The organism is Leclercia adecarboxylata (assembly GCF_006171285.1).
Lineage (GTDB): Bacteria > Pseudomonadota > Gammaproteobacteria > Enterobacterales > Enterobacteriaceae > Enterobacter > Enterobacter barmai.
Genome location: NZ_CP040889.1, coordinates 4,076,036 through 4,099,567, shown reverse-complemented (window position 1 = coordinate 4,099,567; position 23,532 = coordinate 4,076,036). Strand labels below are relative to the sequence as shown.

Below are 23,532 nucleotides of genomic sequence, written 5' to 3'. Positions count from 1 at the left end.
TACCTGAGGTAATCTTAAGGGCTTCTCGCTCCATCCGGCGCTTATCTCCGGCACTCAATATGGCTTAGCTCTTGAAGGAGCATAGGAATAGTCTCATAAATCCGAGGGTGCGAATTAGCATAAATTGCGGCCCGCCAGGAAGCGATGCTATTTCAACGAGATGGAAAAGCAAAAAGGCCGCATTCGCGGCCTTTTTTTATACTACGGCGGTGGTGAGCCGCGACGAGCAGCACAGACGCTGCTGTTCATCGAAGATATCAATCTGCCACACCTGGTGGCGCCCGCCGGTATGCAGCGCGCGGCAGACCCCGCGCACTCGACCGCTGCGCACGGAACGCATGTGGTTGGCATTCACCTCCAGCCCCACCACCTTCTGCTCCCCTTCAGTGCAGAGATAGCCCGCCACCGAACCCAGGGTTTCGGCCAGCACCACAGAGGCGCCGCCGTGCAGCAGGCCAAACGGCTGATGGGTGCGGCTGTCCACCGGCATAGTGGCTTCCAGTTCATCCTCGCCGATGCGGGTAAACTGGATATCCAGCAATCCCACCATATTTCCGTCGCTCATGGCGTTTAACGCCTGCAACGTGACCGCGCGTTTCCACATCATCCCATAATCTCCAGTAAGGCCTGCAGTGGATGGCGCACGCCGCTGCCCTCGACGCGTTTGACCTGGCTACGGCATGAGTAGCCGGTCGCCAGACAGCGGTTACGCGGCAGACGCTGCATCGCCTGGTGCCAGGAGAGCTCGTAGATCCCGAGCGAGTTGGCGTGGTTCACCACCTCATGGCCGTAGGTTCCGGCCATACCGCAACAGCCCACGCTGACGCTCTCCAGCTTCGCGCCAAAGCGAGCAAAGATAGCGGCCCACTGCGCAGGCGCCCCCGGCAGCGCGGTTACTTCGGTGCAGTGCCCGAACAGATACCACGGCTCGCCGCTGGTCTCCGGCGCGGTTTGCGCGTTGACAACCGATGGCAGCCACTCGTGCACCAGCATCACGTGGAACTCGCCGCGCTTGTCGCCGAGCGTCTGTTTGTACTCATCGCGATAGCAGAGCACCAGCGCCGGATCGACGCCCACCATCGGCATGCCCAGCTGCGCCACCCGGCTCAGGAAGTCCGAGGTTTTTTGCGCCGTTTTCGCAAAGCGGTTGAGGAAACCTTTAATGTGCTGCGCTTTGCCATTCGGTGAAAACGGCAGCAGCACCGGCTGATACCCCAGCCGCTCGGCCAGACGAATAAAATCGGCCACCACCTGCGCATCGTAATAGCTGGTAAAGGGATCCTGCACCACCAGCACCGTTTTCGCTTTTTGCTCGGCGCTCAGGGTCTCAAGCTGCTCGAGGGTCAGGTTAGCGGAGCGGTGGCCGACCATCTGACGCTGCAATGACGGCGTGGAGAGCAGCGGCAGGTCGATCATGCCGATATGCTTCTCGGAGAGTTTGCGCACCAGCGGCTGGTTGATAAAGAAGTTAAAGGTGCGCGGCGCGCGGGCCATCAGCGGGGCATAGCTCTCCACCGTGGCCACCAGATGATCGCGCATCGGGCGCAGATAACGACTGTGATAGAGCTGCAGGAAGCGCGAGCGGAACTCCGGGACGTCGATCTTAATCGGGCATTGGGTGGAACAGGCTTTGCAGGCCAGGCAGCCCGACATCGCCTCTTTCACCTCGTGGGAGAAGTCATACTCCCCTTTGCGCGCATGCCAGCTGTTGCGGGTGCGCTCGACGAGAGTCCGCAGGCTGGCGCGTTTTTCCGGCAGCTCTTTTTCCAGCGCCAGCGGATCCACGCCGCGGTCGGCGAGCAGACGCAGCCACTCGCGTACCAGAGTCGCACGCCCCTTCGGCGAGTGGATGCGGTTGCTGGTGATCTTCATAGACGGGCACATCGGGCTTTTAACATCAAAGTTAAAGCACAGGCCGTTGCCGTTACACTCCATCGCCCCGCGCCAGGACGAGCGCACGGCAATGGGGATCTGACGGTCGAAAGTGCCGCGTTTGACCGCGTCCACCTGCATCATCGGGGCGTCAATGCCTTCTGGCGGGCAGATTTTACCGGGGTTGAGGCGGTTGTCCGGATCAAAGGCGGCTTTGATTTTGCGCAGTTCGCCGTACAGCTGCTCGCCAAAGAAGGCCGGACTGTATTCCGCGCGGAACCCCTTCCCGTGCTCGCCCCACAGCAGGCCGCCATACTTCGCGGTGAGCGCCACCACGTCGTCGGAGATCTGCTTCATCAGGATCTCCTGCTGCGGATCGCACATATCCAGCGCCGGGCGCACGTGCAGCACCCCGGCGTCGACATGGCCAAACATGCCGTAGCTCAGGCCGTGGCTGTCGAGCAGCGCGCGGAACTCGACGATGTAATCCGCCAGGTTTTCCGGCGGGACGCAGGTATCTTCGGCAAAGGGGATCGGCTTGGCCGCCCCTTTGGCGTTGCCCAGCAGCCCCACCGCTTTTTTACGCATCGCATAGATACGCTCGATGCCGGAGAGATCGTTGCAAAGCTGCCAGCCAATTACCCCGCCCTCGCCCCGGGCGATGAGCTCGTCCAGGCGCTGGCACAGGTTCTCGACCTGGCTTTCGATAAGCCCGGCGTCATCGCCGGCAAATTCAACGATGTTGAGGCCAAGCATCTCTTTGTCGGGCACGTCGGTAATCAGCTCGCTGACCGAGTGCCAGACGATATCTTCCCGCGCCAGGTTAAGCACTTTGGAGTCGACGGTTTCCACCGACAGCGCGCGGGCATCCACCATAAAGGGCGCGTTACGCAGCGCAGAGTCGAAGGAGTTGTACTTCACATTCACCAGGCGGCGGACTTTGGGCAGACGAGTGATGTCGAGACGCGCCTCGGTGATAAAGGCCAGCGTCCCTTCGGAACCGGTGAGGATGCGGGTCAAATCGAACTGGCTGAGATCGTCATTAAAGACATGGCGCAGATCGTAGCCGGTCAGGAAGCGGTTCAGTTTCGGGAATTTATCGATAATCAGCTGGCGGTTGTCGCGACAGCGTTCCAGTACGGTGCGATAGATGCGCCCGGTGGTGGTGTTGTCTTTTCCGAGCGTTTCGGCAAGCTGAACCGGCATCGGCTGGGTATCGAGAATATCACCGCCCAGCAGCACCGCCCGCACGCCAAGGACGCGATCGGAGGTTTTACCGTACACCAGCGACCCCTGACCGGAGGCGTCGGTATTGATCATGCCGCCGAGGGTGGCGCGGTTACTGGTCGACAGCTCCGGCGCAAAGAAATAGCCGTACGGCTTCAGGTACTGGTTCAGCTGATCCTTAATGACCCCGGCTTCCACCCGCACCCACCCCTCTTCCGGGTTGATCTCAATGATGCGGTTCATGTAGCGGGACATATCGACAACGATCCCCGTGTTCAGCGCCTGGCCGTTGGTGCCGGTGCCGCCGCCGCGAGGGGTAAAGATTAACGAAGCGAATCGCTCCTGGGACGCCAGACGGGCAAGGAGTGCCACATCAGCGGTAGAACGGGGAAAAACGACTGCATCGGGAAGTAGCTGGTAGATACTGTTGTCGGTCGCCATCGTCAGCCGGTCGGCATAACGTGTGGCGGTATCGCCGGTAAAACCCTGTTGCTCCAGTGCCTGCAAAAAATTCAGCACCAGCTGAACGACGCCGGGTGCCTGAGAAATTTGTGGGATCATTACTGTCGACCCTGCCCAATCTGAATAGTTGTAGATAATCGTTTGCGTTGTGTCTCACATTTTGTATCACATTTTAAACGTATCCGCCCGACAGAATTACAGGCAGAATCTGCCTGTTAAAAATGGCTGAAATCACTAATGATTATAGTGATGCGGTTTCATGTTCTCGCCGGTCTGCCGGTGTTCTCACAAGGTGAATTTCATTTATGGTCAATCGACACCAGCCCAGGGACGTTGCACAAGTTTTGCTGTCGGTGCTGTTCCTGGCAATCATGATTATTGCGTGTCTGTGGATTGTTCAACCCTTTATTCTTGGCTTTGCATGGGCGGGGACCGTGGTGATCGCCACCTGGCCGCTGTTCATTCGCCTCGAGCGTTTACTGTTTGGTCGCCGCACGCTGGCGGTGCTGGTGATGACGCTGCTGCTGGTGCTGCTGTTTGTTATCCCGGTTGCGTTACTGGTGAATAGCCTGGTGGACGGCAGCGGCCCGCTCATTTCCAGCATCACCAGCGGCGATATGACGCTGCCGGAAATGGCCTGGCTGAACGACATTCCGCTGATTGGCGACAAGCTCTATGCCGGCTGGCACAACCTGCTGGACATGGGCGGCAGCGCCATTATGGCGAAAGTGCGGCCCTATATTGGCGCCACCACCACCTGGTTTGTGGGTACCGCTGCCCATCTGGGCCGCTTTGTGGTGCACTGCGTGCTGATGCTGCTGTTCAGCGCCCTGCTCTACTGGCGCGGAGAGCGGGTAGCCCTTGGGGTGCGTCATTTTGCCACCCGTCTGGCTTCGACGCGCGGCGACGCGGCGATGCTGCTGGCGGCGCAGGCGGTGCGCGCGGTGGCGTTAGGCGTGGTGGTGACGGCGCTGGTGCAGTCGGTGCTGGGCGGTATTGGTCTGGCGATCGCGGGGGTGCCTTACGCCACCCTCTTTACGGTGCTGATGTTGTTAACCTGTCTGATGCAGCTGGGGCCATTGCTGGTTCTGGTTCCGGCAATTATCTGGCTCTACTGGAGCGGGGATACCACCTGGGGCACGGTGCTGCTGGTCTGGAGCTGCGTGGTGGGTACGATGGATAACGTGATCCGCCCGCTACTGATCCGCATGGGGGCCGATCTGCCGTTGATTCTGATCCTCTCCGGCGTGATCGGTGGGTTGATCGCTTTCGGCATGATCGGTCTGTTTATCGGACCGGTGCTGCTGGCCGTCTCCTGGCGACTCTTCTCCGCCTGGGTGCACGAAGTCCCGCTACCGCCAACCGATCCCGATGTCCTGCTTGCCACGCTTCACGAAACGGACGAGCCGAAACAGTAAATCTCCCATTCTGGTGGGTACGCCCACCAGAATGTTAAGCAACACTTATCAATTAGCTTGGCATTAAGCACCACTAAACCCTTCAGCGCCCCTAATTCCTTCAATCTACTTCATAAATTCTTCATGCTTTTTAAACTATTGAGACGAATCTGATCGACGCAAAAATTCGCTATGCCTACTATTAGGTCACGGTTATGAATCAACAACATCTTGATTTATAAGCATGGAAATCCCCTGAGTGAAACAACGAATTGCTGTGTGTAGTCTTTGCCCATCTCCCACGATGGGCTTTTTTTTATAATAAAATTCATGCTCCTGCCTGTTATACATTCCACCAGTACAAAACGTAGTCGTTATCAGCGTTCACATATGAGATGTGAGCGGTAACAGGCATGTCAGGTGTGACAGGGGTTGGCGCTGGCGCTGGTGTTGGCGTCGGTGCTGGCGTCGGTGCTGGTGCTGGCGTCGGCGCTGGTGCTGGCGTCGGTGCTGGTGCTGGCGTCGGCGTTGGGGTTGGAGTCGGGGTTGGTACAGGCGTCGGTGGAGTGATATCACTAAACGCTTTGTATTTACCGGTGTTCAGATTGGCGACAATCTCAGCGTAATGCGCTGGACCAAAGGCAGCGACAGTTGCAATGCCTTTAGCATCAACAGAACGTTCAAAACCATACTGGCCTTCTTTGGTAACTGACTTGTTCCAGCCACGCACGCCCTCTTCAGTGTCAAGGGAACCACGCGTGTGAACATGGGAGTAGTCACCACTCTTCACATCGACCATATGTGAACGCTGAGTTGGAGAGACAACGTTAAGGCCAACACGGGTCACTTCGTCGTTTTTAACCACACTGGTGCGATAAGCGGCATTTGCAACATCGTTGTATAAAGAGACATGACCGACAGTATTCACACCATTATTCACGCCATGCACGCTGATACCACCCATACCGTCTTTATAGCTACCCGTTGCTACCGCCGTCTTCGTGCCGTTGGTTACCGCGACAGAATGCGAGCGATAGTCTGCAGAAATAACGTTAGTTTCCAGTCGTGTGACATTACCCATAGTGGTCGTTTTGGTACCCACTATCGCACCGTCTTTTACAGCAATAGTACGGCTGGTGTCACCCATGTTAATTGAGCCGCGCGAAAAGCCGTTAAAGGTGTGCCCATTATTAATGCGTCCTGCATTACGACCATTAAAACCATGACCATTGAAAGAATGATTATTAAAAGAATGGCCGCCCATATGACCGCCACCGTGATTACCGTGATTACCGTGAGCAGAGGCAGCAAAAGAACTAAGAATAAGCAAAGCTAAGACAGAACGTTTCATTTTAAATTCCACACTTAAATTAACAGAACAGAGCGGGACGATCATATTCATAAGGATCACCCCGATACGTCAGCAACTATTTGCTGACGCTGAAGAAGCACAATCAACTCTTTAACCGTGATAACTGGCATTATACCAACGGTGATAACACCCTAAATTTCAATACCAGAACCCATGCAACAATACAGTGGGATAAAGCACTGCTCACACACCGCACCTGTTTCACAATGTTTGAAACGTTCCATAAATGCAGCGTATTTGTGTTTCGCATTGAGCCTTGAGAATATTTAGCTTTCCATCGCGTGTTAATATTAATTATTTGTTAGCTCCCACCACTATTAATAAAGCGTCGTTCACTTGTGCCCGCTAAGAATGTTCTTACAGGATAAAACAGTCAACGCTGACCGCCCTGAATAGCACAAATGCATCAAATAAAATCAGCGTTAATATCGCTGGCTATTTTTTAATCAGTTGAAATATTTAAAGAAACCGCACTGGTAAACAGAGCGATAACGTAACGGTTAATGTCCTGAGCATGAAGCATAAAAAAAGGCGAGGACCAAAGTCCTCGCCTTTATTCGGTGCTGAAGCGTGACGTTACTTGTTCAGTTCGGCCAGGCTGAGCCAGGTTTGTACCACGGTGTCCGGGTTCAGGGACAGGCTGTCGATCCCCTCTTCCATCAGCCATGCGGCAAAGTCTTCATGGTCGGAAGGACCCTGGCCACAGATGCCGACGTACTTGCCCTGTTTCTTCGCGGCGCGGATAGCCATCGACAGCAGCGCTTTCACCGCTTCGTTACGCTCATCAAACAGCGCGGAGACCACGCCGGAGTCGCGATCCAGACCCAGTGCCAGCTGCGTCATATCGTTCGAGCCGATAGAGAAGCCGTCGAAGTGCTCAAGGAACTGCTCTGCCAGCAGGGCGTTGGACGGGATCTCACACATCATGATGATTTTGAGTCCGTTCTCGCCGCGCTTCAGCCCCTGACGCGCCAGCTCGTCAACCACCGCCTTCGCCTGATCCACGGTACGCACGAACGGCACCATGATCTCGACGTTGGTCAGGCCCATCTCGTTACGCACGCGTTTCACCGCCTCGCACTCCAGGGCAAAACAGTCGCGGAAGCTGTCAGAGACATAACGACCGGCGCCACGGAAGCCCAGCATCGGGTTCTCTTCTTCCGGCTCGTAACGCTCGCCGCCCACCAGGTTGGCGTATTCGTTCGATTTGAAGTCAGAGAGACGCACGATCACGCGTTTCGGGAAGAAGGCAGCGCCAAGGGTCGCGATCCCTTCGGTCAGACGGCCGACGTAGAACTCTTTCGGCGAGTCGTAGCCCTTCATCATCTCGCGAATTTCTTTCTGCAGCTTCGGATCCTGGTCGTCGAACTCCAGCAGCGCACGCGGGTGGACCCCGATCATACGGTTGATGATGAACTCCAGACGCGCCAGGCCAACGCCTTCGTTAGGCAGACAGGCAAAGTCAAAAGCACGGTCCGGGTTGCCGACGTTCATCATGATCTTCAGCGGCAGATCCGGCATGGTATCCACGCTGGAGCTCTTCACGCTGAAGTCCAGCAGTTCGGCGTAGACGTAACCGGTGTCGCCTTCGGCACAGGAGACGGTGACATTCTCATCGTCTTTCATGCGTTCGGTGGCGTCGCCGCAGCCAACAACCGCCGGAATACCCAGCTCACGGGCGATGATTGCCGCGTGACAGGTACGGCCGCCACGGTTGGTGACAATCGCTGCCGCCTTTTTCATGATCGGTTCCCAGTCCGGGTCGGTCATGTCGGTGACCAGCACGTCGCCCGGCTGGATACGGTTCATTTCGCTGATGTCGTGGATCACTTTCACCGGGCCAGCGCCGATGCGGTGGCCGATGGCACGGCCTTCAGCGATGATTTTGCCCTGGGCATGCAGGGTGTAACGCTCCATCACCTGGCCGCGGGAGCGGACGGTTTCCGGACGCGCTTGGACGATAAACAGCTTGCCGGTGTTACCGTCTTTGGCCCATTCGATATCCATCGGACGGCCATAGTGCTTCTCAATCTGCACCGCCTGCTTCGCCAGCTCCTGCACTTCGGCATCGGTCAGCGAGAAGCGGTCGCACTGTTCCTGCGGCACGTCTTCAATACGGACCTGCTTGCCGTGCTCCTGGGTCGGGGCGTAGATCATGCGGATTTTTTTCGAACCCATGGTGCGACGCACGATAGCCGGGCGATCCGCTGCCAGGGTTGGCTTGTGTACGTAGAATTCGTCAGGGTTGACCGCACCCTGCACCACCATCTCGCCCAGACCCCAGGCGGAGGTGATAAAGACCACCTGATCGAAACCCGATTCGGTATCAATAGAGAACATCACGCCTGATGAGGCCAGATCCGAACGCACCATGCGCTGCACGCCTGCCGACAGCGCAACGCCGCGGTGGTCGTAGCCCTGATGCACGCGATAGGAGATGGCGCGGTCGTTAAACAGGGAAGCAAACACGTGTTTAACCGCCACCAGAACCGCATCGTAGCCCTGTACGTTAAGGAAAGTCTCCTGCTGACCGGCAAAGGAGGCATCCGGCATATCTTCTGCGGTGGCGGAGGAGCGCACGGCAAAGGAGGCCTGAGCATCATCAGCGGAGAGCTGGTTATAGGCGTCGTGGATGGCTTTTTCCAGTTCAGGCTGGAAAGGTGTGTCGATGATCCACTGGCGGATCTGCGTCCCGGCTTTGGCAAGCTCGGAGACATCATCAATGTCCGTGTTATCCAGTAGTTCGTAAATGCGCTGGTTTACGCCGCTTTGATCCAGAAAATAGTTAAAAGCATCGGCGGTGGTAGCAAATCCATTCGGTACGGAGACACCCATACTGGACAGATTTGTAATCATTTCACCCAGGGAGGCATTTTTGCCTCCAACTCTGTCTACATCATTCATGCCGAGTTGGTTATACCAAAGCACCAGCGGTGACGAGCCATTGTTGGACATCGAAACAATCCTTTTATGATATATGAACGGGTTTTAAGAAACTCCTTACTGCGTATTTATACTGTCATATTTAATCGCGCTAAAAAAACGGTGAATCGTGTAAGCACTTTTATTTTTTCGCTTTTCAGACTGTTCCCGCTTAAATGCTAACCTGATGATTCCTATGGATTCCCACAAAAAAACTCAGACTTTAGGGTGATTTTGAAAAATGAAACACCCCTTTCATTAAAAATAAAAATAGCGTTTCATTTTGAATTTCCCGCGCCCGTTGACTGTTGTAATTTACTTTTTTAATTTATGCTTTCAGTCAATTACATCTGATATACCGAGTGTGCAAAATGGATAATGCTGTCGATCGCCACGTTTTTTATATTTCCGATGGTACGGCGATCACCGCCGAAGTGCTGGGCCATGCGGTGATGTCGCAATTCCCGGTTTCCATCAACAGCATCACCCTGCCGTTTGTGGAAAACGAGAGCCGCGCCAGAGCGGTGAAAGATCAAATTGATGCCATTTTCCAGCAGACCGGCGAGCGTCCGCTGGTGTTCTACTCGATTGTGATCCCGGAAATCCGCAATATCATTCTGCAAAGCGAAGGCTTCTGCCAGGACATCGTCCAGGCGCTGGTGGCCCCGCTGCAGCAGGAGTTGAAGCTGGACCCTACCCCGGTGGCGCACCGCACCCACGGTCTGAACCCGACGAATATCATTAAGTACGACGCCCGTATCGCCGCCATCGACTACACCCTCGCCCACGATGACGGCATCTCGATGCGCAACCTCGATCAGGCCCAGGTCATTCTGCTCGGCGTTTCGCGCTGCGGCAAAACCCCCACCAGCCTCTATCTGGCGTTACAGTTCGGCATCCGCGCGGCAAACTACCCCTTTATTGCCGATGATATGGATAATCTGGTCCTGCCGGCGGCGCTGAAACCGCTCCAGCACAAGCTGTTTGGTCTGACCATTAACCCGGAACGTCTGGCAGCAATTCGCGAAGAGCGTCGGGAAAACAGCCGCTATGCGTCGATGCGCCAGTGCCGGATGGAGGTGGCTGAAGTGGAAGCCCTGTACCGGAAGAACAACATTCCCTGTCTCAACAGTACCAACTATTCGGTAGAAGAAATTGCCACCAAGATCCTTGACATAATGGGGCTGAACCGCCGCATGTACTAACAGGCTAGTACATTGGTTCACAATCCTTTATACTCGCTACCCATAACAGGGCACGCTTGTGCCCTGCACTTGAAATCAGCGGGGATTGGTTTAAGGTGATGCCCATCACTTCCCGGTAAGTTACCGATGAAGCACTACATTCTGAGAAATACCATGAATAAAACCGATGAACTCCGCACAGCGCGTATCGACAGCCTGGTGACGCCAGCAGAACTGGCCCAGCGATACCCTGTTTCTGCGGCAGTGGCCGACCACGTGACAACGTCACGTAAGCGTATTGAAAAAATCCTGAACGGGGACGATCGCCGCCTGCTGGTGATCGTAGGTCCCTGCTCCATTCACGATCTTGATGCCGCGATGGATTACGCCCAGCGCCTGAAAGGGCTGCGGGATAAGCACCAGGCGCGGCTTGAGATCGTGATGCGCACCTACTTTGAGAAACCGCGCACAGTGGTGGGCTGGAAAGGGCTGATCTCCGATCCCGATTTAAACGGCAGCTACCGGGTCAATCACGGCATTCAGCTGGCGCGCAAACTGCTGTTGCAGGTTAACGAACTTGGCGTGCCGACCGCCACCGAATTCCTGGATATGGTGACCGGACAGTTTATCGCCGATCTCATCAGCTGGGGGGCGATTGGCGCACGCACTACGGAAAGCCAGATCCACCGTGAAATGGCCTCGGCGCTCTCCTGCCCGGTGGGCTTCAAAAACGGCACCGACGGCAATACCCGCATTGCGGTGGATGCCATCCGCGCCGCCCGCGCCAGCCATATGTTCCTGTCTCCGGACAAGAACGGCCAGATGACCATCTATCAAACCAGCGGCAACCCGTACGGCCACATCATTATGCGCGGCGGTAAACAGCCGAACTATCATCCGCAGGATATCGCCGAAGCCTGCGACACCCTGCGCGAGTTCGACCTGCCGGAGCAGCTGGTGATCGATTTCAGCCACGGCAACTGCCAGAAACAGCACCGCCGCCAGCTGGACGTCTGCGACGAGGTGTGCCAGCAGATCCGCAACGGCTCCAGCGCCATTGCCGGGATTATGGCCGAAAGTTTCCTGCGCGAAGGCACGCAAAAAGTGGTGGTCGGCCAGCCGATTACCTACGGTCAGTCCATTACCGACCCCTGCCTGAGCTGGGAAGATACCGAAGTGCTGCTGGATAAACTTGCGGCAGCGGTGGATAGCCGTTTTTAACGTCTGCGCCGGGTGGCGGCTACGCCTTACCCGGCCTACGGTTTCGCTTTTGTAGGCCGGGTAAGCGAAGCGCCACCCGGCTTTTTTCATCCCGCACAACCCTTTAACGTTCCCTCCGTCACTGTTTTTTCATAAAACGCTTGCCGTTAAAAATGATTTGTTGATAATGATTATCATTGTTACATTGATTGCTATTTTGAAAAACATTATGTCACGTATGGATAACACCGCAGCAACGCTCACTCGTCCTGAAGACAAAACACAGCCTGCCCCGGACGCGAACGATCGTCGCATTAACAGTAAACAGCTGTTGGGCGAGGAAGGACGCGTCATTATCGAGCATGACGGCCAGCACTACCTGTTGCGCCAGACACATGCCGGAAAATTAATCCTCACAAAATAAGCACCTTCGCCAGCCACCCAGGTTCCCCCAGGCAGCCAGCGCTTTTCACTTTTAAATGGAGAGTGGCTCATGCCATACCTGAATACCGCGTCTTTACGCCCGTCGCTGCTGGCGCTGGCCATTACCACCGCCCTGCCGGGAATAGCCCTTGCCGCCACCGACGACATGACGGTGACCGCCACCGGTAACGCCCGCAGCGCCTTTGAAGCGCCGATGATGGTGAGCGTCATTGACGCCACCGCCCCGGAAAATCAAACCGCCAGCTCTGCCGCCGATCTGCTGCGCCACGTCCCGGGCCTGACCCTTGACGGCACCGGGCGCACCAACGGCCAGGACGTCAATCTGCGCGGCTACGATCGTCGCGGCGTGCTGGTGCTGGTGGACGGCGTCCGTCAGGGCACCGATACCGGCCACCTGAACAGCACCTTCCTTGACCCGGCGCTGATCAAGCGCATTGAGATCGTGCGCGGCCCGTCCGCCCTGCTGTACGGCAGCGGTGCGATGGGCGGGGTGATCGCCTATGACACCGCCGATGCAAAAGACCTGCTCCAGCCCGGCCAGAGCAGCGGCTTCCGCGTGTTTGGCACCGCCGCTACCGGCGATCACAGCCTCGGCATGGGGGCCAGCGCCTTTGGCCGGACCGATACTCTCGATGGTCTGGTGGCCTGGTCGAGCCGGGATCGCGGGGATATCCGCCAGGGCGGCGGCGAGACCGCGCCGAACGACGAATCAATCAACAATATGCTGGCAAAAGGCAGCTGGCAGATGGATCAGGCCCAGTCCCTGAGCGGCTCGCTGCGCTATTACAACAACGCGGCGCAGGAGCCCAAAAACCCACAGACCATCGAGGCCGACGACAGCAGCAACCCGATGACCGACCGCTCCACCATCCAGCGTGATGCGCAACTGGGGTATCACATCGCCCCGGAAGGCAACGACTGGCTGAACGCCGATGCCCGGATCTACTGGTCTGAAGCGCGAATTAATGCCCAGAACATCGACGGCACCGGGGAGTACCGCGAGCAGACCACCAAAGGCGGCAAAGTGGAAAACCGCACTCGCCTGTTTGCCGACTCTTTCGCCTCGCACCTGCTGACCTACGGCGGCGAGTATTACCGTCAGGAGCAGTCGCCTTCTGGCGCCACCACCGGCTTCCCGGATGCGAGCATCGACTTCAGCTCCGGCTGGCTGCAGGATGAGATCACCCTGCGCGATCTGCCCGTCACCCTGCTGGGCGGCACCCGCTACGATAATTACCGCGGCAGCAGCGACGGCTACGAGGACGTGGACGCCGATAAGTGGTCATCACGCGCCGGGATCACCGTCTCCCCGACCGACTGGCTGATGATGTTCGGCTCTTATGCCCAGGCCTTCCGTGCCCCGACGATGGGCGAGATGTACAACGACGCGAAGCACTTCTCCATTGGCCGGTTCTACACCAACTACTGGGTGCCGAACCCGAATCTGCGCCCGGAAACCAACGAAACCCAGGAGTACGGATTTGGCCTGCGCTTTGACGATCTGATGCTCGCCAACGATGCGCTGGAGTTCAAAGCCAGCTACTTTGATACCAACGCCAAAGATTACATCTCCACCACCGTCGATTTCGCCGCCGCGACCACCATGTCGTACAACGTGCCGAACGCCAAAATCTGGGGCTGGGACATGATGGCGAAATACTCCGCCAGCCTGTTCAGCCTGGATGTGGCCTATAACCGCACCCGGGGCAAAGACACCGACACCGGGGAGTACATCTCCAGCATCAGCCCGGATACCGTCTCCAGCAAGCTGGACATTCCGCTGGCGCAGAGCGGCTTCAACGTGGGCTGGATTGGCACCTTCGCCGATCGCTCCACCCACGTGAGCAGCAGCTACAGCCACCAGCCGGGCTATGCGGTGAACGATTTCTATGTCAGCTATCAGGGCCAGCAGGCGCTGAAAGGCGTCACCACCACTCTGGTGCTGGGCAACGCCTTCGACAAAGAGTACTGGTCGCCGCAGGGCATCCCGCAGGATGGGCGCAACGGCAAGATTTTCGTAAGTTATCAGTGGTAATACCCTGCCCCGGCTGCGGGGCATTTATCCGGAAGGAAGAGACAATGAATCACTACACACGCTGGCTTGAATTAAAAGAAGAAAACCCAGGGAATTACGCGCGTGATATCGCCGCGCTGATGAACATCAGCGAAGCCGAACTGACCTATGCGCGGGTGGGCCACGATGCCTGGCGTCTGCATGGCGACATTCGTGAGATCATCGGCGCGCTGGAAGCGACGGGTGAAACCAAATGCATCTGCCGCAACGACTATGCGGTTCACGAGCAGGTGGGCACCTTTACCAACCAGCACCTGAACGGCCATGCCGGGCTGGTGCTCAACCCGCGCGCACTGGATCTGCGCCTGTTCCTCAACCAGTGGGCGAGCGTGTTCCATATCAGCGAAACCACTGCCCGCGGCGAACGTCAGAGCATCCAGTTTTTTGACCATCAGGGCGATGCGCTGCTGAAGGTCTACACTACCGACAACACCGATATCTCCGCCTGGGGCGACGTGCTGACCCGCTTTATCTTTGCCGATAACCCGCCGCTGGCGCTGAAGGCTGCCGAGGTGAGCGCAGAGGTGGCAAACGCCGATGCCGCAACGGTAGACAGCGAGTGGCGCGCCATGACCGACGTACACCAGTTCTTCGGCCTGCTTAAGCGCCACGGCCTGACCCGTCAGCAGGCGTTCCGCCTGGTGGGTGACGATCTGGCCTGTCAGGTGGATAACCGCGCCCTGGCGCAGCTGCTGGACACCGCCCGTCAGGACGCTAATGAGATAATGATCTTCGTCGGCAACCGCGGCTGCGTGCAGATCTTCACCGGCAAGGTGGAGAAAGTGGTGCCGATGAAAGGCTGGCTGAACATCTTTAACCCGGCCTTCACCCTGCATCTGCTGGAAGAGACCATCGCCGAGACCTGGGTGACGCGTAAACCGACCGCCGACGGCCACGTTACCAGCCTTGAGCTGTTTGCCGCCGACGGAACGCAGATCGCCCAGCTGTACGGTCAGCGTACGGAAGGCGAGCCCGAGCAGCGCCAGTGGCGTGCCCAGATTGACGCCCTGACGGTGAAAGGGCTGGCCGCATGAGAAAACTGCTTGCCCTGATTGCCGCGCTGCCGCTGGCCGCCTTTGCCGCCCCGCAGGAGAAGATCGTTGCCCTTGGCGGGGACGTCACGGAGATTGTCTACGCTCTGGGGGCCGGGGATTCACTGGTTGCGCGCGACAGCACCAGCCAGTGGCCGGAGCAGGCCAACTCGCTGCCGGACGTGGGCTACCTGCGCCAGCTCAATGCCGAGGGGATCCTGGCGATGCGCCCGACGGTGGTGTTAGCCAGCGCCCAGGCGCAGCCTTCCCTGGCGCTCAAACAGGTCGGGCAAAGCAACATCAGGGTGGTGACGGTGCCGGGCAGCAATGCGCTCAGCGTCATCGACGAGAAAGTGCGCGTGATAGCGCAGGCGACGCACCGCGTCTCCGAAGGGGAAGCCCTGCGCCAGCGTCTGAATCAGGAGCTGGCCGCGATGCCCTCCTCCCCGCTTAACAAGCGGGTGCTGTTCATTCTCAATCACGGCGGGATGACCGCCATGGCTGCCGGGCAGAATACCGGCGCCGATGCGGCGATCCGCGCCGCGGGTCTGCAAAACGCCATGCAGGGCTTCTCCCGTTACCAGCCGCTCTCTCAGGAGGGGGTGATCGCCAGCCAGCCCGATCTGGTGGTGATTTCGCAGGACGGGGTAAAAGCGATGGGCGGAGAAGAGAATCTGTGGAAGCTGCCAGGTCTGGCGCAAACCCCTGCAGGGCGTAATAAGCAGGTGTTACAGATTGACGATATGGCGCTGCTCGGGTTCAGCGTGCGTACCCCGCAGGCGATTGGCCAGCTGCGCAGCAAAGCTGAGCAACTGCCCTGATGCCTCGCCATATTCTCTGCTCGCTGTGGGGGCTGGCGCTGATGCTGGCCCTGATGACGCTGCTGGCCACCGGTTTTGGCGCGTTGCGCCTGCCGGTGAACCTGCTCTGGAGCGGAGGCGACGAGGCGCTGCGCCAGATCTGGCTCACCATTCGCCTGCCGCGCGTGCTGCTGGCGCTGGTGATTGGCGGCTCGCTGGCGCTGGCGGGCTGCGTGATGCAGGGGCTGTTTCGTAACCCCCTCGCCGACCCCGGGTTGCTTGGGATCAGCAGCGGTGCCGCCTGCGCCGTCGCGCTCTGGGTGGTGCTGCCCATCACCCTGCCCGCCCTGCTGATGCTCTATGCCCCGATGCTGGCGGCCTTTCTCGGCGCGCTGGCGGCAACGGTCGTCATTTTTCTGCTCAGCCAACGGCGGGAGAATTCCCTCTCGCGCCTGCTGCTGGTAGGCATCGCCATCAACGCCCTGTGCGGCGCGGCGGTGGGCGTGCTCTCCTGGGTGAGTAACGACGCCCAGCTGCGCCAGCTCTCCCTGTGGGGAATGGGCAGCCTCGGCCAGGCCCAGTGGTCCACCCTGCTGGCGGTGACCTCGCTGATGATCCCGACGGTGCTGATGATCTGGCGTCTGGCGGCTGCCCTGAATCTGCTCCAGCTTGGCGAGGAAGAGGCGCACTATCTGGGCGTCGATGTGCGGATCGTCCAGCGCATCCTGCTTTTATGCAGCGCCCTGCTGGTGGCCGCCGCGGTGGCGGTCAGCGGCGTGATCGGCTTTATTGGCCTGGTGGTGCCGCACCTGATCCGCATGTGGCTGGGGTCAGATCACCGGGCGGTGATCCCCGGCTCGGTGCTGGCGGGGGCGTTTTTGCTGCTGATCGCCGATACCGCTGCACGCACGCTGGTGGCCCCCGCGGAGATGCCGGTGGGATTGCTGACCAGCATTCTCGGCGCGCCCTGGTTCCTGTGGCTTATTTTTCGTCGTGGAGGCCAGCATGGCTGAATCCCTGGTTGCCGACGGTTTGACCTACAGGGTGGCAGGCCGGACGGTGGTACGCGATGTTTCGCTGTCCCTTTTGCCGGGAGAGCTGGTGGCACTGATCGGCCCTAACGGCGCGGGTAAATCCACCCTGCTGCGCCTGTTAACCGGTTTTCTCAAACCGGATTCAGGGCGCTGTCTGCTGAACGGCAAAGCGCTGGACGGCTGGAGTACACAGAGTTTATCCCGGATGCGGGCGGTGATGCGCCAGCAAACCCAGCTCGGTTTTGACTGGCCGGTTGAGGCGGTGATCGGCATGGGGCGCTCACCGTGGACGCAACATCCCGAGCTGCAGATCGTCAGCGAGGTGATGCAGCTTACCGGCTGCCAGCCGCTTGCCGGTCGCCAGTATGCGGCCCTCTCGGGGGGAGAGCAGCAGCGGGTGCAGCTCGCCCGGGCGCTGGCTCAGCTCTGGCATGCCGCCTCGCCGCGCGGCTGGTTGTTTCTCGATGAGCCCACCTCGGCCCTGGATCTCTATCACCAGCAGCATCTGCTGCGTCTGCTAAAGGCTCTCGTTCAGGAGGGAACACTGTACGTCTGCGTGGTGCTGCACGATCTCAATCTGGCGGCCTTATGGGCAGATCGGATGGTGCTGCTGCACGACGGCAGAATTGTATCGCAGGGGACACCACAGGAGGTGTTACAGGGTGACGACCTGACGCGCTGGTACGGCGCGCAGGTGCAGGTGGGGCAGCATCCGCTTAATGCCAGCCCCCAGGTTTTTCTCAAACCTTAACTGGAACAACTTACTTCCAGCCGTTTGCCCCAGTCCGGCGGACGGCTGACATAGTCATCACTGCGGTCGGCAAACGGCGTCCGCAGGGCTTCGTGTAAGCGGTGAAGCTCGGCGTAATCGCCTTTCTCCGCCTGCTCGATCGCCCGCTGCGCCAGCCAGTTACGTAATACCATAGCCGGGTTGACTGCGTTCATCTGCGCCTGACGCACCTCGTCCGCCACGTTCTCCTGCTGCAGACGCGCGCGGTAGGTCGCAAACCAGTCATCAAACGCCTGACGATCGATAAACTCATCGCGCAGCGGTGATGCGGCGCTGTGCTGCTCGGTCTGGCCCAGCATGCGCAACGTACGGGTATAGTCGCTGCCTTCCCGGGCCATCAGCGCAAACAGGTTATTCAGCAGCTCGTTATCGCCCTTCTCCTGAGTCATCAGCCCCAGCTTGCGGCGCATCAGCTTGCCGTACTGCTGGAGCAAGACTTCCTGATAGCTGTCCAGCGCGTCGTTAAGCGCGTCAACGTCGATAAAGGGTGAGAGCGATTGCGCCAGACGCTGCAGGTTCCACAGGCCCACCGCAGGCTGGTTATCAAAGCTGTAACGCCCCTGATAGTCGGAGTGGTTGCAGATATAGCCCGGCTGGTAGTCGTCGAGAAAACCGTAAGGACCGTAATCGATGGTCAGGCCGAGGATCGACATGTTGTCGGTATTCATCACGCCGTGCGCAAAGCCCACCGTCTGCCAGCAGGCGATCAGCGACGCGGTACGTGCCACCACGTCGCGGAACCAGAGGATGTACTTATCGGCCTCGTCCTGCCACTGGGGCCAGTGATGGCGAATGACAAAGTCCGCCAGCTGGCGCACTTTCTCCGGCTCGCGGCGATAGTAGAAGTGTTCGAAATGGCCGAAACGGGCGTGGCTCTGAGCTACGCGGATCAGCATCGCGCCCTGCTCCATGGTCTCACGCGCCACCGGGGTGTCGCTGGTGACAATCGACAGCGCGCGGGTGGTGGGAATTCCCAGGGCGTGCATCGCCTCCGAGGCCAGGCTTTCGCGGATGGTAGAGCGCAGAACGGCGCGACCATCGCCCATACGTGAGTACGGCGTGAGCCCGGCGCCCTTCAGGTGCCAGTCCATGGTTTGTCCGTTGGCGAGCTGCTGTTCGCCGAGCAGGATCCCTCGCCCGTCACCTAATTGACCGGCCCAGACGCCAAACTGATGTCCGCTGTACACCTGCGCCAGCGGCTGCATGCCGGGCAGCAGCGTTTCGCCGCCAAAAACGCCGGCACCCTGCTCCGGCCTGAACAGCGATTCCGGGATCGCCAGTTCGGCGGCCAGCGCCGTGTTATGCCAGATCAGGCGGGCATTATTCAGGGGAGTGGGTTTCAGTGCCGTATAAAAACCGGGTAATTCATCATGCCAGTGCGCGGTAAAAGACAGGGTCATAGGTCCTCCTGCTTTTAGTGTAGTGGGTTTATCAGCGGTTAAACACCGGGTAAGACAAGGGTTATACCTGCACCAGGGAGGTTATACGCTCAAGGGGAACGGCAGGCCACAGGCTGCCCTGCATGGCGCTAAAGCCGTACACCGACAGCCGCCGCAGCGCAACGTCATCATCCACGCCCGCTACCATCAGTGACTGACAGTACGGCGATATCTGGATAAAGATCGCCCGTAAGAAAGGATCGAAGGTATTTTGAGTGAGCTGTTGCTGAATGAAGTTTTTATCCAGCGCCACGCGTTTAAACATGCCGTCAAAAATGGCTTTGGTTGAGGCATCCCCGGCACCAAAATTGCCTAACACCAGCGGAAAACGCAGTGCGAAATTCATTAGCGAGGTATTCAAATTGCCTTTATTGAGATCCGGATAGTTCTCATAAATGGTGAACTCCAGCCACGGATGACGTTCACATATTGAAACACCTTCTTCTTCTGTTAGCAGATATTCAACAATCACCGGGGAGATATTTATCCACGCCAGGAGCTGTTGCTGAATAAAAAAGAGTTTGCAGGTTTCGAGCAGCGCAAGTTGCTCCTGAAAAAGCATCAACTCTTGCGCAGGCGTTAACAACGGGCGCACCAGTTCAGTAGGAATGCGCACAGGGCTGTTAACACCAACAAAATTGACGTTTATTTCAAGACCTTTAAGCGCCCCTGAATCATGGCGCGCGGGGACTAATAAAAATTCTGTTTGATAAGCAATATCCAGCATCACAATCATGGCGTCCGTCCTGATTTAAAGACGATACAAGACATCCTGAAACATATGCTGAAGTAATTCAACCATTTGGATTTTATAAAGAATAATCTCATTCGTTCCATTTAATTTTCGGATTTTCCTTAGTCCTGAAAATAATCTTATCCTGGATAAAGCTTAATAGCCAGTTTTCCCTAACTGCCAGAATTGATTCAAATTAATTCCGCCTGCTGGAGATCCAGAATTAATGTCCTGAAACGAATCTCATTTAAACAAAGGATCGGCGTCGCGCCAGGCCGGCGCGACGAGATTAAATGCGTCGGGCTTGCCAGAAGTTTTTGCGCCAGTAAACATTATTGAGAGAGGAGCGCATCACGCCGCGACTGGTCGAGGCATGAATAAATTGATTATCGGTATCGTATATCCCGACGTGCAGGCCGCTTTCGCCAGAGCCGGTTTTAAAGAACACCAGATCGCCAGGCAACAGATCTTCTTTATCAATCTCGGTGCCTATTGTCGCCTGCTGTCGCGTTTCTCGCGGCAACTGCAACGCAAACTGGTCGCGAAACGTCAACAAGACAAACCCCGAACAATCAATACCGCCGCGCGTCATGCCACCGTAGCGGTAAGGCGTACCGCCCCAGTTGTGCAGTTGATCGTTGAGACCCGCAATCACCGCGATAGAATCAGACAGCCGCGCGTTCGGCGGCGGTGCGCGATGGCTGCTGCATCCTGCAAGAAATAGCGCGGCTACCAATAGAAAACAGAATCGCATTCCCGACGAATCCTCTGATTTTTTGGATTTTCCGTAATTTAGCCTGTGAATATGTCGCTGTGCAACAAGCGGTTATTCCTGGTACGTCGAAATGATCATTCTGTGACCTTCGATGTCCAGACGGCGGAAAGACATATCATAAGCTTTAGCCAGATTGGGCGGCGTCAGAACGCTGTCACGCGCCCCGCTGGAAATCAGCTGGCCCCGCTTCAGCAGCCAGACGCGATGCGCATGACGCAGGGTATGGTTGAGGTCATGACTGCTCATCACCACCGCAATACCCTGCTGCGACAGAGCGCTTAACGCTCTGTCCAGCGCCACCTGCTGGGCAACATCGAGACTGCTCATCGGCTCGTCCAGCAACAGCAACTGACCGTGCGGATTGCCCTGGGGATGAATTTGCAGGATCACCGCCGCCAGCCGCACGCGCTGCCACTCTCCGCCGGAGAGCTGGCTGACGTGCCGGGACAGTTTATCCTCAATACCCAACATGGCTGCGACGTCACTTAACAGCGCTTTTTGCTGACTATTGTGCTGATGCAGCGTCAGATAGTGCCAGACCGGCATGGCGAACGGCGCAGTTTGCTGCTGCGCCAGATACGCCCTGCGGCTCGCCAGCGACGCGGAGGACCAACGGGATAGCGATTCCCCCTGCAACAGGATTTCGCCCTGCCCGCTACTCAGCCCGGCCATATGGGCAAGCAATGTGCTCTTACCTGCCCCATTCGGGCCGACCAGGTGCAGGATCTCCCCCGCATTAACCTGTGCGGAAAGCGGCTGCAGACGACCGGATTCCGACACCCCATTGAGCTGCATCAGGATCGACATTACTTCGCGAGCGCCAGCTTGATCGCTTCCATCAGGATCGGATCTTCAGGCGTCATATCCGGCGCAAAACGCTGAACCACTTCGCCATCGCGACCGATCAAGAATTTTTCAAAATTCCATAAAATGTCATCAGGATAGAGCGGCGCACGGCCTTTGCTCGCCAGACGCTCATAAAAACCGCTGCTTTCAGGCGCAACAGCCACCGGGGCTGCGGCAATCAGCTTTTGATACAGCGGATGACGCGCTTCGCCGTTGACCTCGACTTTGCTGAACATCGGGAAGGTGATGCCATAGGTAGTGCTGCAGAAGGTTTTGATCTCCTCTTCGCTACCTGGCTCCTGGCCGAGAAACTGGTTACACGGGAAACCGAGCACGGTAAAACCGTCCTTTTCCCATGCTTTGTGAATGTTTTCGAGCTGCTCATACTGCGGCGTCAGACCGCATTTCGATGCCACGTTCACCACCAGCAGAACCTTGCCCTTATAGCCTTCCAGGGTGGTCTTTTCTCCATCGATGGTCGTCACTTCGGTGTTCAGAATATCGTTCGGCATAGCATTCCCTCAGGTTGTGGTTCAGACTGGCAGCCTTAGCGGCCAGCTTTTAATAATAGCCAGATAAATACCGGTGCACCCAGCGTAGCGGTGACAACGCCGATCGGCAACTCTGCCGCCGTTAACGCCATGCGCGCGATGATGTCGGCGATAAGCAGCGTCGCGCCGCCTGTCACGGCCGCAGCAGGCAGCAGCAGCCGGTGATCGGTTATGCCGCACAAACGCAGCATATGGGGGATAACGAGGCCGACAAAGCCGATGGCACCGGCCAGCGCCACGCTTACGCCCACCATCCAGCCGATAGCGACCACCAGGATGTTGCGCCAGAAGGTGAGCGGCAGTCCGAGCTGGCGGGCCGAAATCTCCCCCAGCACCAGGATATTCAGGGGTGCGGCCTGAAAACAGGCCCAGACGATAACCGGTACCAGCAGCAGCATCAGCCAGCCCTGCCCCCAGTCCACGCCGCCGAAGCCGCCCATCATCCAGTACATCAGCTGGCGCAGATCAAAGGAGGTGGAAAAGTAGACCGCCCAGGTCATCAGGGCGCTGCAGATAATTCCCAGCGCCACCCCGGCGAGCAGCAGGCGACTGACCGAGAGATGACGGCGGGCAAAGCGCAACAGAATAAGGGTAACAATCAGCGCCCCGGCAATGGCGCAGAGGCTCAGTTCCCATCCGGACAGCACGCCTCCGCCCAGCATGACGGCGGCAATCAGCCCGACGCCGGCCCCGTTTGATACGCCTAACAACCCCGGCTCGGCGAGTGGGTTATCAAACAGCGCCTGCATGATGGTGCCGCTCAGCGCCAGCGCCGCTCCAACCAGCACCACGGCCAGGGTCCGCGGCAGACGGATCTGCCAGATAAACAGCTCCCCCTGCGGGCTAAACCACGACGGCGGCCCGATCCATTGATCGCCCGCGCACAGGCTCAGCCCCAGCGCGAGAACCAGCGCCAGCAGCAGGAAGAGCACTTTACGCAGGTCGGAACGGTACTGCAGACGGGCAAATTCAGGCATTGGAATCATTTTGCGGGTGAATGATGTGATTGATTTTACGGTGGGTTCAGAGCAGCGCAAAGAAAAAAGGCCGCGAATGCGGCCTTTTTGGTTAGATCATCTCACTCTGCTTTGGGTGAAGCGTTTTCGACACGGCTTTTTAACTTCTGTCCGGGTCTGAAGGTCACCACGCGGCGAGCTGTAATGGGAATATCCTCACCCGTCTTCGGGTTACGACCCGGACGTTGATTTTTGTCGCGCAAATCAAAGTTACCAAAGCCGGAGAGTTTTACCTGCTCACCATTTTCCAGAGCGCGACGGATCTCTTCGAAAAACAGCTCAACCAGCTCTTTGGCATCCCGTTTGCTAAGCCCAAGCTTATCAAACAGATATTCGGACATTTCAGCTTTTGTAAGCGCCATA

Annotated in this window: 20 protein-coding genes and 1 other RNA gene; 10 read left to right on the top strand and 11 right to left on the bottom strand. The window is 57.8% G+C overall.

The window, feature by feature from the left end; genetic code table 11:
• Window positions 1–196: 196 nt before the first annotated feature.
• Both menI and FHN83_RS21275 read right to left on the bottom strand, forming a co-directional pair.
• Entirely contained in the window at window positions 197–607 is a 411-nt protein-coding gene (gene menI / locus FHN83_RS21280; RefSeq protein WP_139564845.1) for a 1,4-dihydroxy-2-naphthoyl-CoA hydrolase, read from the bottom strand.
• Window positions 604–3,660: an FAD-binding and (Fe-S)-binding domain-containing protein gene (locus tag FHN83_RS21275; RefSeq protein WP_139564844.1), complete on the bottom strand. Its 3,057-nt coding sequence runs from the start codon at window positions 3,658–3,660 to the stop codon at window positions 604–606. The genes menI and FHN83_RS21275 overlap by 4 nt, the downstream gene beginning before the upstream one ends.
• A 206-nt stretch (window positions 3,661–3,866) precedes the next feature.
• Here FHN83_RS21275 and ydiK point away from each other — a divergent pair, with 206 nt between their 5' ends.
• Both ydiK and rprA read left to right on the top strand, forming a co-directional pair.
• Complete coding sequence (gene ydiK / locus FHN83_RS21270) at window positions 3,867–4,979, top strand: AI-2E family transporter YdiK (RefSeq protein WP_039029091.1); 1,113 nt, start codon at window positions 3,867–3,869, stop codon at window positions 4,977–4,979.
• Window positions 4,980–5,167: 188 nt separating this feature from the next.
• An RNA gene (gene rprA / locus FHN83_RS21265) (antisense sRNA RprA) lies at window positions 5,168–5,278 on the top strand.
• 23 nt (window positions 5,279–5,301) lie between these two features.
• Here the strand turns inward: rprA and FHN83_RS28265 are convergent.
• Both FHN83_RS28265 and ppsA read right to left on the bottom strand, forming a co-directional pair.
• Window positions 5,302–6,360 (bottom strand): hypothetical protein, encoded by a 1,059-nt coding sequence (locus FHN83_RS28265; RefSeq protein WP_176556510.1) that lies wholly within the window; start codon window positions 6,358–6,360, stop codon window positions 5,302–5,304.
• Window positions 6,361–6,906: 546 nt separating this feature from the next.
• Window positions 6,907–9,285: a phosphoenolpyruvate synthase gene (gene ppsA, locus FHN83_RS21255; RefSeq protein WP_039029089.1), complete on the bottom strand. Its 2,379-nt coding sequence runs from the start codon at window positions 9,283–9,285 to the stop codon at window positions 6,907–6,909.
• A 338-nt stretch (window positions 9,286–9,623) separates the two neighbouring features.
• On the opposite strand from ppsA, the gene FHN83_RS21250 reads away from it, so the two are divergent.
• The 8 genes from FHN83_RS21250 to FHN83_RS21215 all read left to right on the top strand — a co-directional run bounded on the left by FHN83_RS21250 (window position 9,624) and on the right by FHN83_RS21215 (window position 17,770).
• Complete coding sequence (locus FHN83_RS21250; RefSeq protein WP_139564843.1) at window positions 9,624–10,457, top strand: pyruvate, water dikinase regulatory protein; 834 nt, start codon at window positions 9,624–9,626, stop codon at window positions 10,455–10,457.
• Window positions 10,458–10,610: 153 nt separating this feature from the next.
• Complete coding sequence (gene aroH / locus FHN83_RS21245; protein WP_139564842.1) at window positions 10,611–11,657, top strand: 3-deoxy-7-phosphoheptulonate synthase AroH; 1,047 nt, start codon at window positions 10,611–10,613, stop codon at window positions 11,655–11,657.
• Between the two features lie 166 nt (window positions 11,658–11,823).
• On the top strand, window positions 11,824–12,060 hold the full coding sequence (gene hemP / locus FHN83_RS21240; RefSeq protein ID WP_039029087.1) for a hemin uptake protein HemP: 237 nt from the start codon (window positions 11,824–11,826) through the stop codon (window positions 12,058–12,060).
• Between the two features lie 69 nt (window positions 12,061–12,129).
• Window positions 12,130–14,115: a TonB-dependent hemoglobin/transferrin/lactoferrin family receptor gene (locus tag FHN83_RS21235; protein ID WP_139564841.1), complete on the top strand. Its 1,986-nt coding sequence runs from the start codon at window positions 12,130–12,132 to the stop codon at window positions 14,113–14,115.
• Window positions 14,116–14,159: 44 nt separating this feature from the next.
• Entirely contained in the window at window positions 14,160–15,188 is a 1,029-nt protein-coding gene (locus FHN83_RS21230) for a hemin-degrading factor (protein ID WP_139564840.1), read from the top strand.
• The gene (locus tag FHN83_RS21225) at window positions 15,185–16,006 is read left to right on the top strand and encodes a heme/hemin ABC transporter substrate-binding protein (protein WP_139564839.1); all 822 of its coding nucleotides are present in this window, start codon (window positions 15,185–15,187) and stop codon (window positions 16,004–16,006) included. The genes FHN83_RS21230 and FHN83_RS21225 overlap by 4 nt, the downstream gene beginning before the upstream one ends.
• Complete coding sequence (locus FHN83_RS21220) at window positions 16,006–16,998, top strand: FecCD family ABC transporter permease (protein WP_139564838.1); 993 nt, start codon at window positions 16,006–16,008, stop codon at window positions 16,996–16,998. Before FHN83_RS21225 ends, FHN83_RS21220 begins: the two co-directional genes overlap by 1 nt.
• A complete protein-coding gene (locus tag FHN83_RS21215; protein ID WP_139564837.1) occupies window positions 16,991–17,770 on the top strand; it encodes a heme ABC transporter ATP-binding protein in 780 nt (259 codons plus the stop codon). The genes FHN83_RS21220 and FHN83_RS21215 overlap by 8 nt, the downstream gene beginning before the upstream one ends.
• Here the strand turns inward: FHN83_RS21215 and selO are convergent.
• The 7 genes from selO to ihfA form a co-directional block, all read right to left on the bottom strand.
• Complete coding sequence (selO, locus tag FHN83_RS21210) at window positions 17,767–19,209, bottom strand: protein adenylyltransferase SelO (RefSeq protein ID WP_039029081.1); 1,443 nt, start codon at window positions 19,207–19,209, stop codon at window positions 17,767–17,769. The two genes, FHN83_RS21215 and selO, sit on opposite strands and share 4 nt — an antisense overlap.
• Before the next feature lie 61 nt (window positions 19,210–19,270).
• Entirely contained in the window at window positions 19,271–19,984 is a 714-nt protein-coding gene (locus FHN83_RS21205) for an EAL domain-containing protein (protein WP_039029080.1), read from the bottom strand.
• Between the two features lie 286 nt (window positions 19,985–20,270).
• Window positions 20,271–20,735, bottom strand: coding sequence for an NlpC/P60 family protein (locus tag FHN83_RS21200; RefSeq protein WP_039029079.1), 465 nt, complete (start codon window positions 20,733–20,735; stop codon window positions 20,271–20,273).
• 72 nt (window positions 20,736–20,807) lie between these two features.
• Window positions 20,808–21,563 (bottom strand): vitamin B12 ABC transporter ATP-binding protein BtuD, encoded by a 756-nt coding sequence (btuD, locus tag FHN83_RS21195; protein WP_139564836.1) that lies wholly within the window; start codon window positions 21,561–21,563, stop codon window positions 20,808–20,810.
• The gene (locus FHN83_RS21190) at window positions 21,563–22,114 is read right to left on the bottom strand and encodes a glutathione peroxidase (protein WP_138368784.1); all 552 of its coding nucleotides are present in this window, start codon (window positions 22,112–22,114) and stop codon (window positions 21,563–21,565) included. The genes btuD and FHN83_RS21190 overlap by 1 nt, the downstream gene beginning before the upstream one ends.
• A gap of 35 nt (window positions 22,115–22,149) precedes the next feature.
• Entirely contained in the window at window positions 22,150–23,130 is a 981-nt protein-coding gene (gene btuC / locus FHN83_RS21185) for a vitamin B12 ABC transporter permease BtuC (protein WP_139564835.1), read from the bottom strand.
• 101 nt (window positions 23,131–23,231) lie between these two features.
• Window positions 23,232–23,531 carry an integration host factor subunit alpha gene (gene ihfA, locus FHN83_RS21180; RefSeq protein ID WP_006820203.1) on the bottom strand — a complete coding sequence of 100 codons (300 nt, stop codon included), beginning with the start codon at window positions 23,529–23,531 and terminating at the stop codon, window positions 23,232–23,234.
• Window position 23,532: the final 1 nt, after the last annotated feature.

Excerpts from the sequence above, each read along its gene's own strand:
- menI (WP_139564845.1), bottom strand. The coding sequence starts at position 607 with ATGATGTGGAAACGCGCGGTCACGTTGCAGGCGTTAAACGCCATGAGC.
- FHN83_RS21275 (WP_139564844.1), bottom strand. The coding sequence starts at position 3,660 with ATGATCCCACAAATTTCTCAGGCACCCGGCGTCGTTCAGCTGGTGCTG.
- ydiK (WP_039029091.1), top strand. The coding sequence starts at position 3,867 with ATGGTCAATCGACACCAGCCCAGGGACGTTGCACAAGTTTTGCTGTCG.
- FHN83_RS28265 (WP_176556510.1), bottom strand. The coding sequence starts at position 6,360 with ATGAATATGATCGTCCCGCTCTGTTCTGTTAATTTAAGTGTGGAATTT.
- ppsA (WP_039029089.1), bottom strand. The coding sequence starts at position 9,285 with ATGTCCAACAATGGCTCGTCACCGCTGGTGCTTTGGTATAACCAACTC.
- FHN83_RS21250 (WP_139564843.1), top strand. The coding sequence starts at position 9,624 with ATGGATAATGCTGTCGATCGCCACGTTTTTTATATTTCCGATGGTACG.
- aroH (WP_139564842.1), top strand. The coding sequence starts at position 10,611 with ATGAATAAAACCGATGAACTCCGCACAGCGCGTATCGACAGCCTGGTG.
- hemP (WP_039029087.1), top strand. The coding sequence starts at position 11,824 with ATGATTATCATTGTTACATTGATTGCTATTTTGAAAAACATTATGTCA.
- FHN83_RS21235 (WP_139564841.1), top strand. The coding sequence starts at position 12,130 with ATGCCATACCTGAATACCGCGTCTTTACGCCCGTCGCTGCTGGCGCTG.
- FHN83_RS21230 (WP_139564840.1), top strand. The coding sequence starts at position 14,160 with ATGAATCACTACACACGCTGGCTTGAATTAAAAGAAGAAAACCCAGGG.
- FHN83_RS21225 (WP_139564839.1), top strand. The coding sequence starts at position 15,185 with ATGAGAAAACTGCTTGCCCTGATTGCCGCGCTGCCGCTGGCCGCCTTT.
- FHN83_RS21220 (WP_139564838.1), top strand. The coding sequence starts at position 16,006 with ATGCCTCGCCATATTCTCTGCTCGCTGTGGGGGCTGGCGCTGATGCTG.
- FHN83_RS21215 (WP_139564837.1), top strand. The coding sequence starts at position 16,991 with ATGGCTGAATCCCTGGTTGCCGACGGTTTGACCTACAGGGTGGCAGGC.
- selO (WP_039029081.1), bottom strand. The coding sequence starts at position 19,209 with ATGACCCTGTCTTTTACCGCGCACTGGCATGATGAATTACCCGGTTTT.
- FHN83_RS21205 (WP_039029080.1), bottom strand. The coding sequence starts at position 19,984 with ATGATTGTGATGCTGGATATTGCTTATCAAACAGAATTTTTATTAGTC.
- FHN83_RS21200 (WP_039029079.1), bottom strand. The coding sequence starts at position 20,735 with ATGCGATTCTGTTTTCTATTGGTAGCCGCGCTATTTCTTGCAGGATGC.
- btuD (WP_139564836.1), bottom strand. The coding sequence starts at position 21,563 with ATGTCGATCCTGATGCAGCTCAATGGGGTGTCGGAATCCGGTCGTCTG.
- FHN83_RS21190 (WP_138368784.1), bottom strand. The coding sequence starts at position 22,114 with ATGCCGAACGATATTCTGAACACCGAAGTGACGACCATCGATGGAGAA.
- btuC (WP_139564835.1), bottom strand. The coding sequence starts at position 23,130 with ATGCCTGAATTTGCCCGTCTGCAGTACCGTTCCGACCTGCGTAAAGTG.
- ihfA (WP_006820203.1), bottom strand. The coding sequence starts at position 23,531 with ATGGCGCTTACAAAAGCTGAAATGTCCGAATATCTGTTTGATAAGCTT.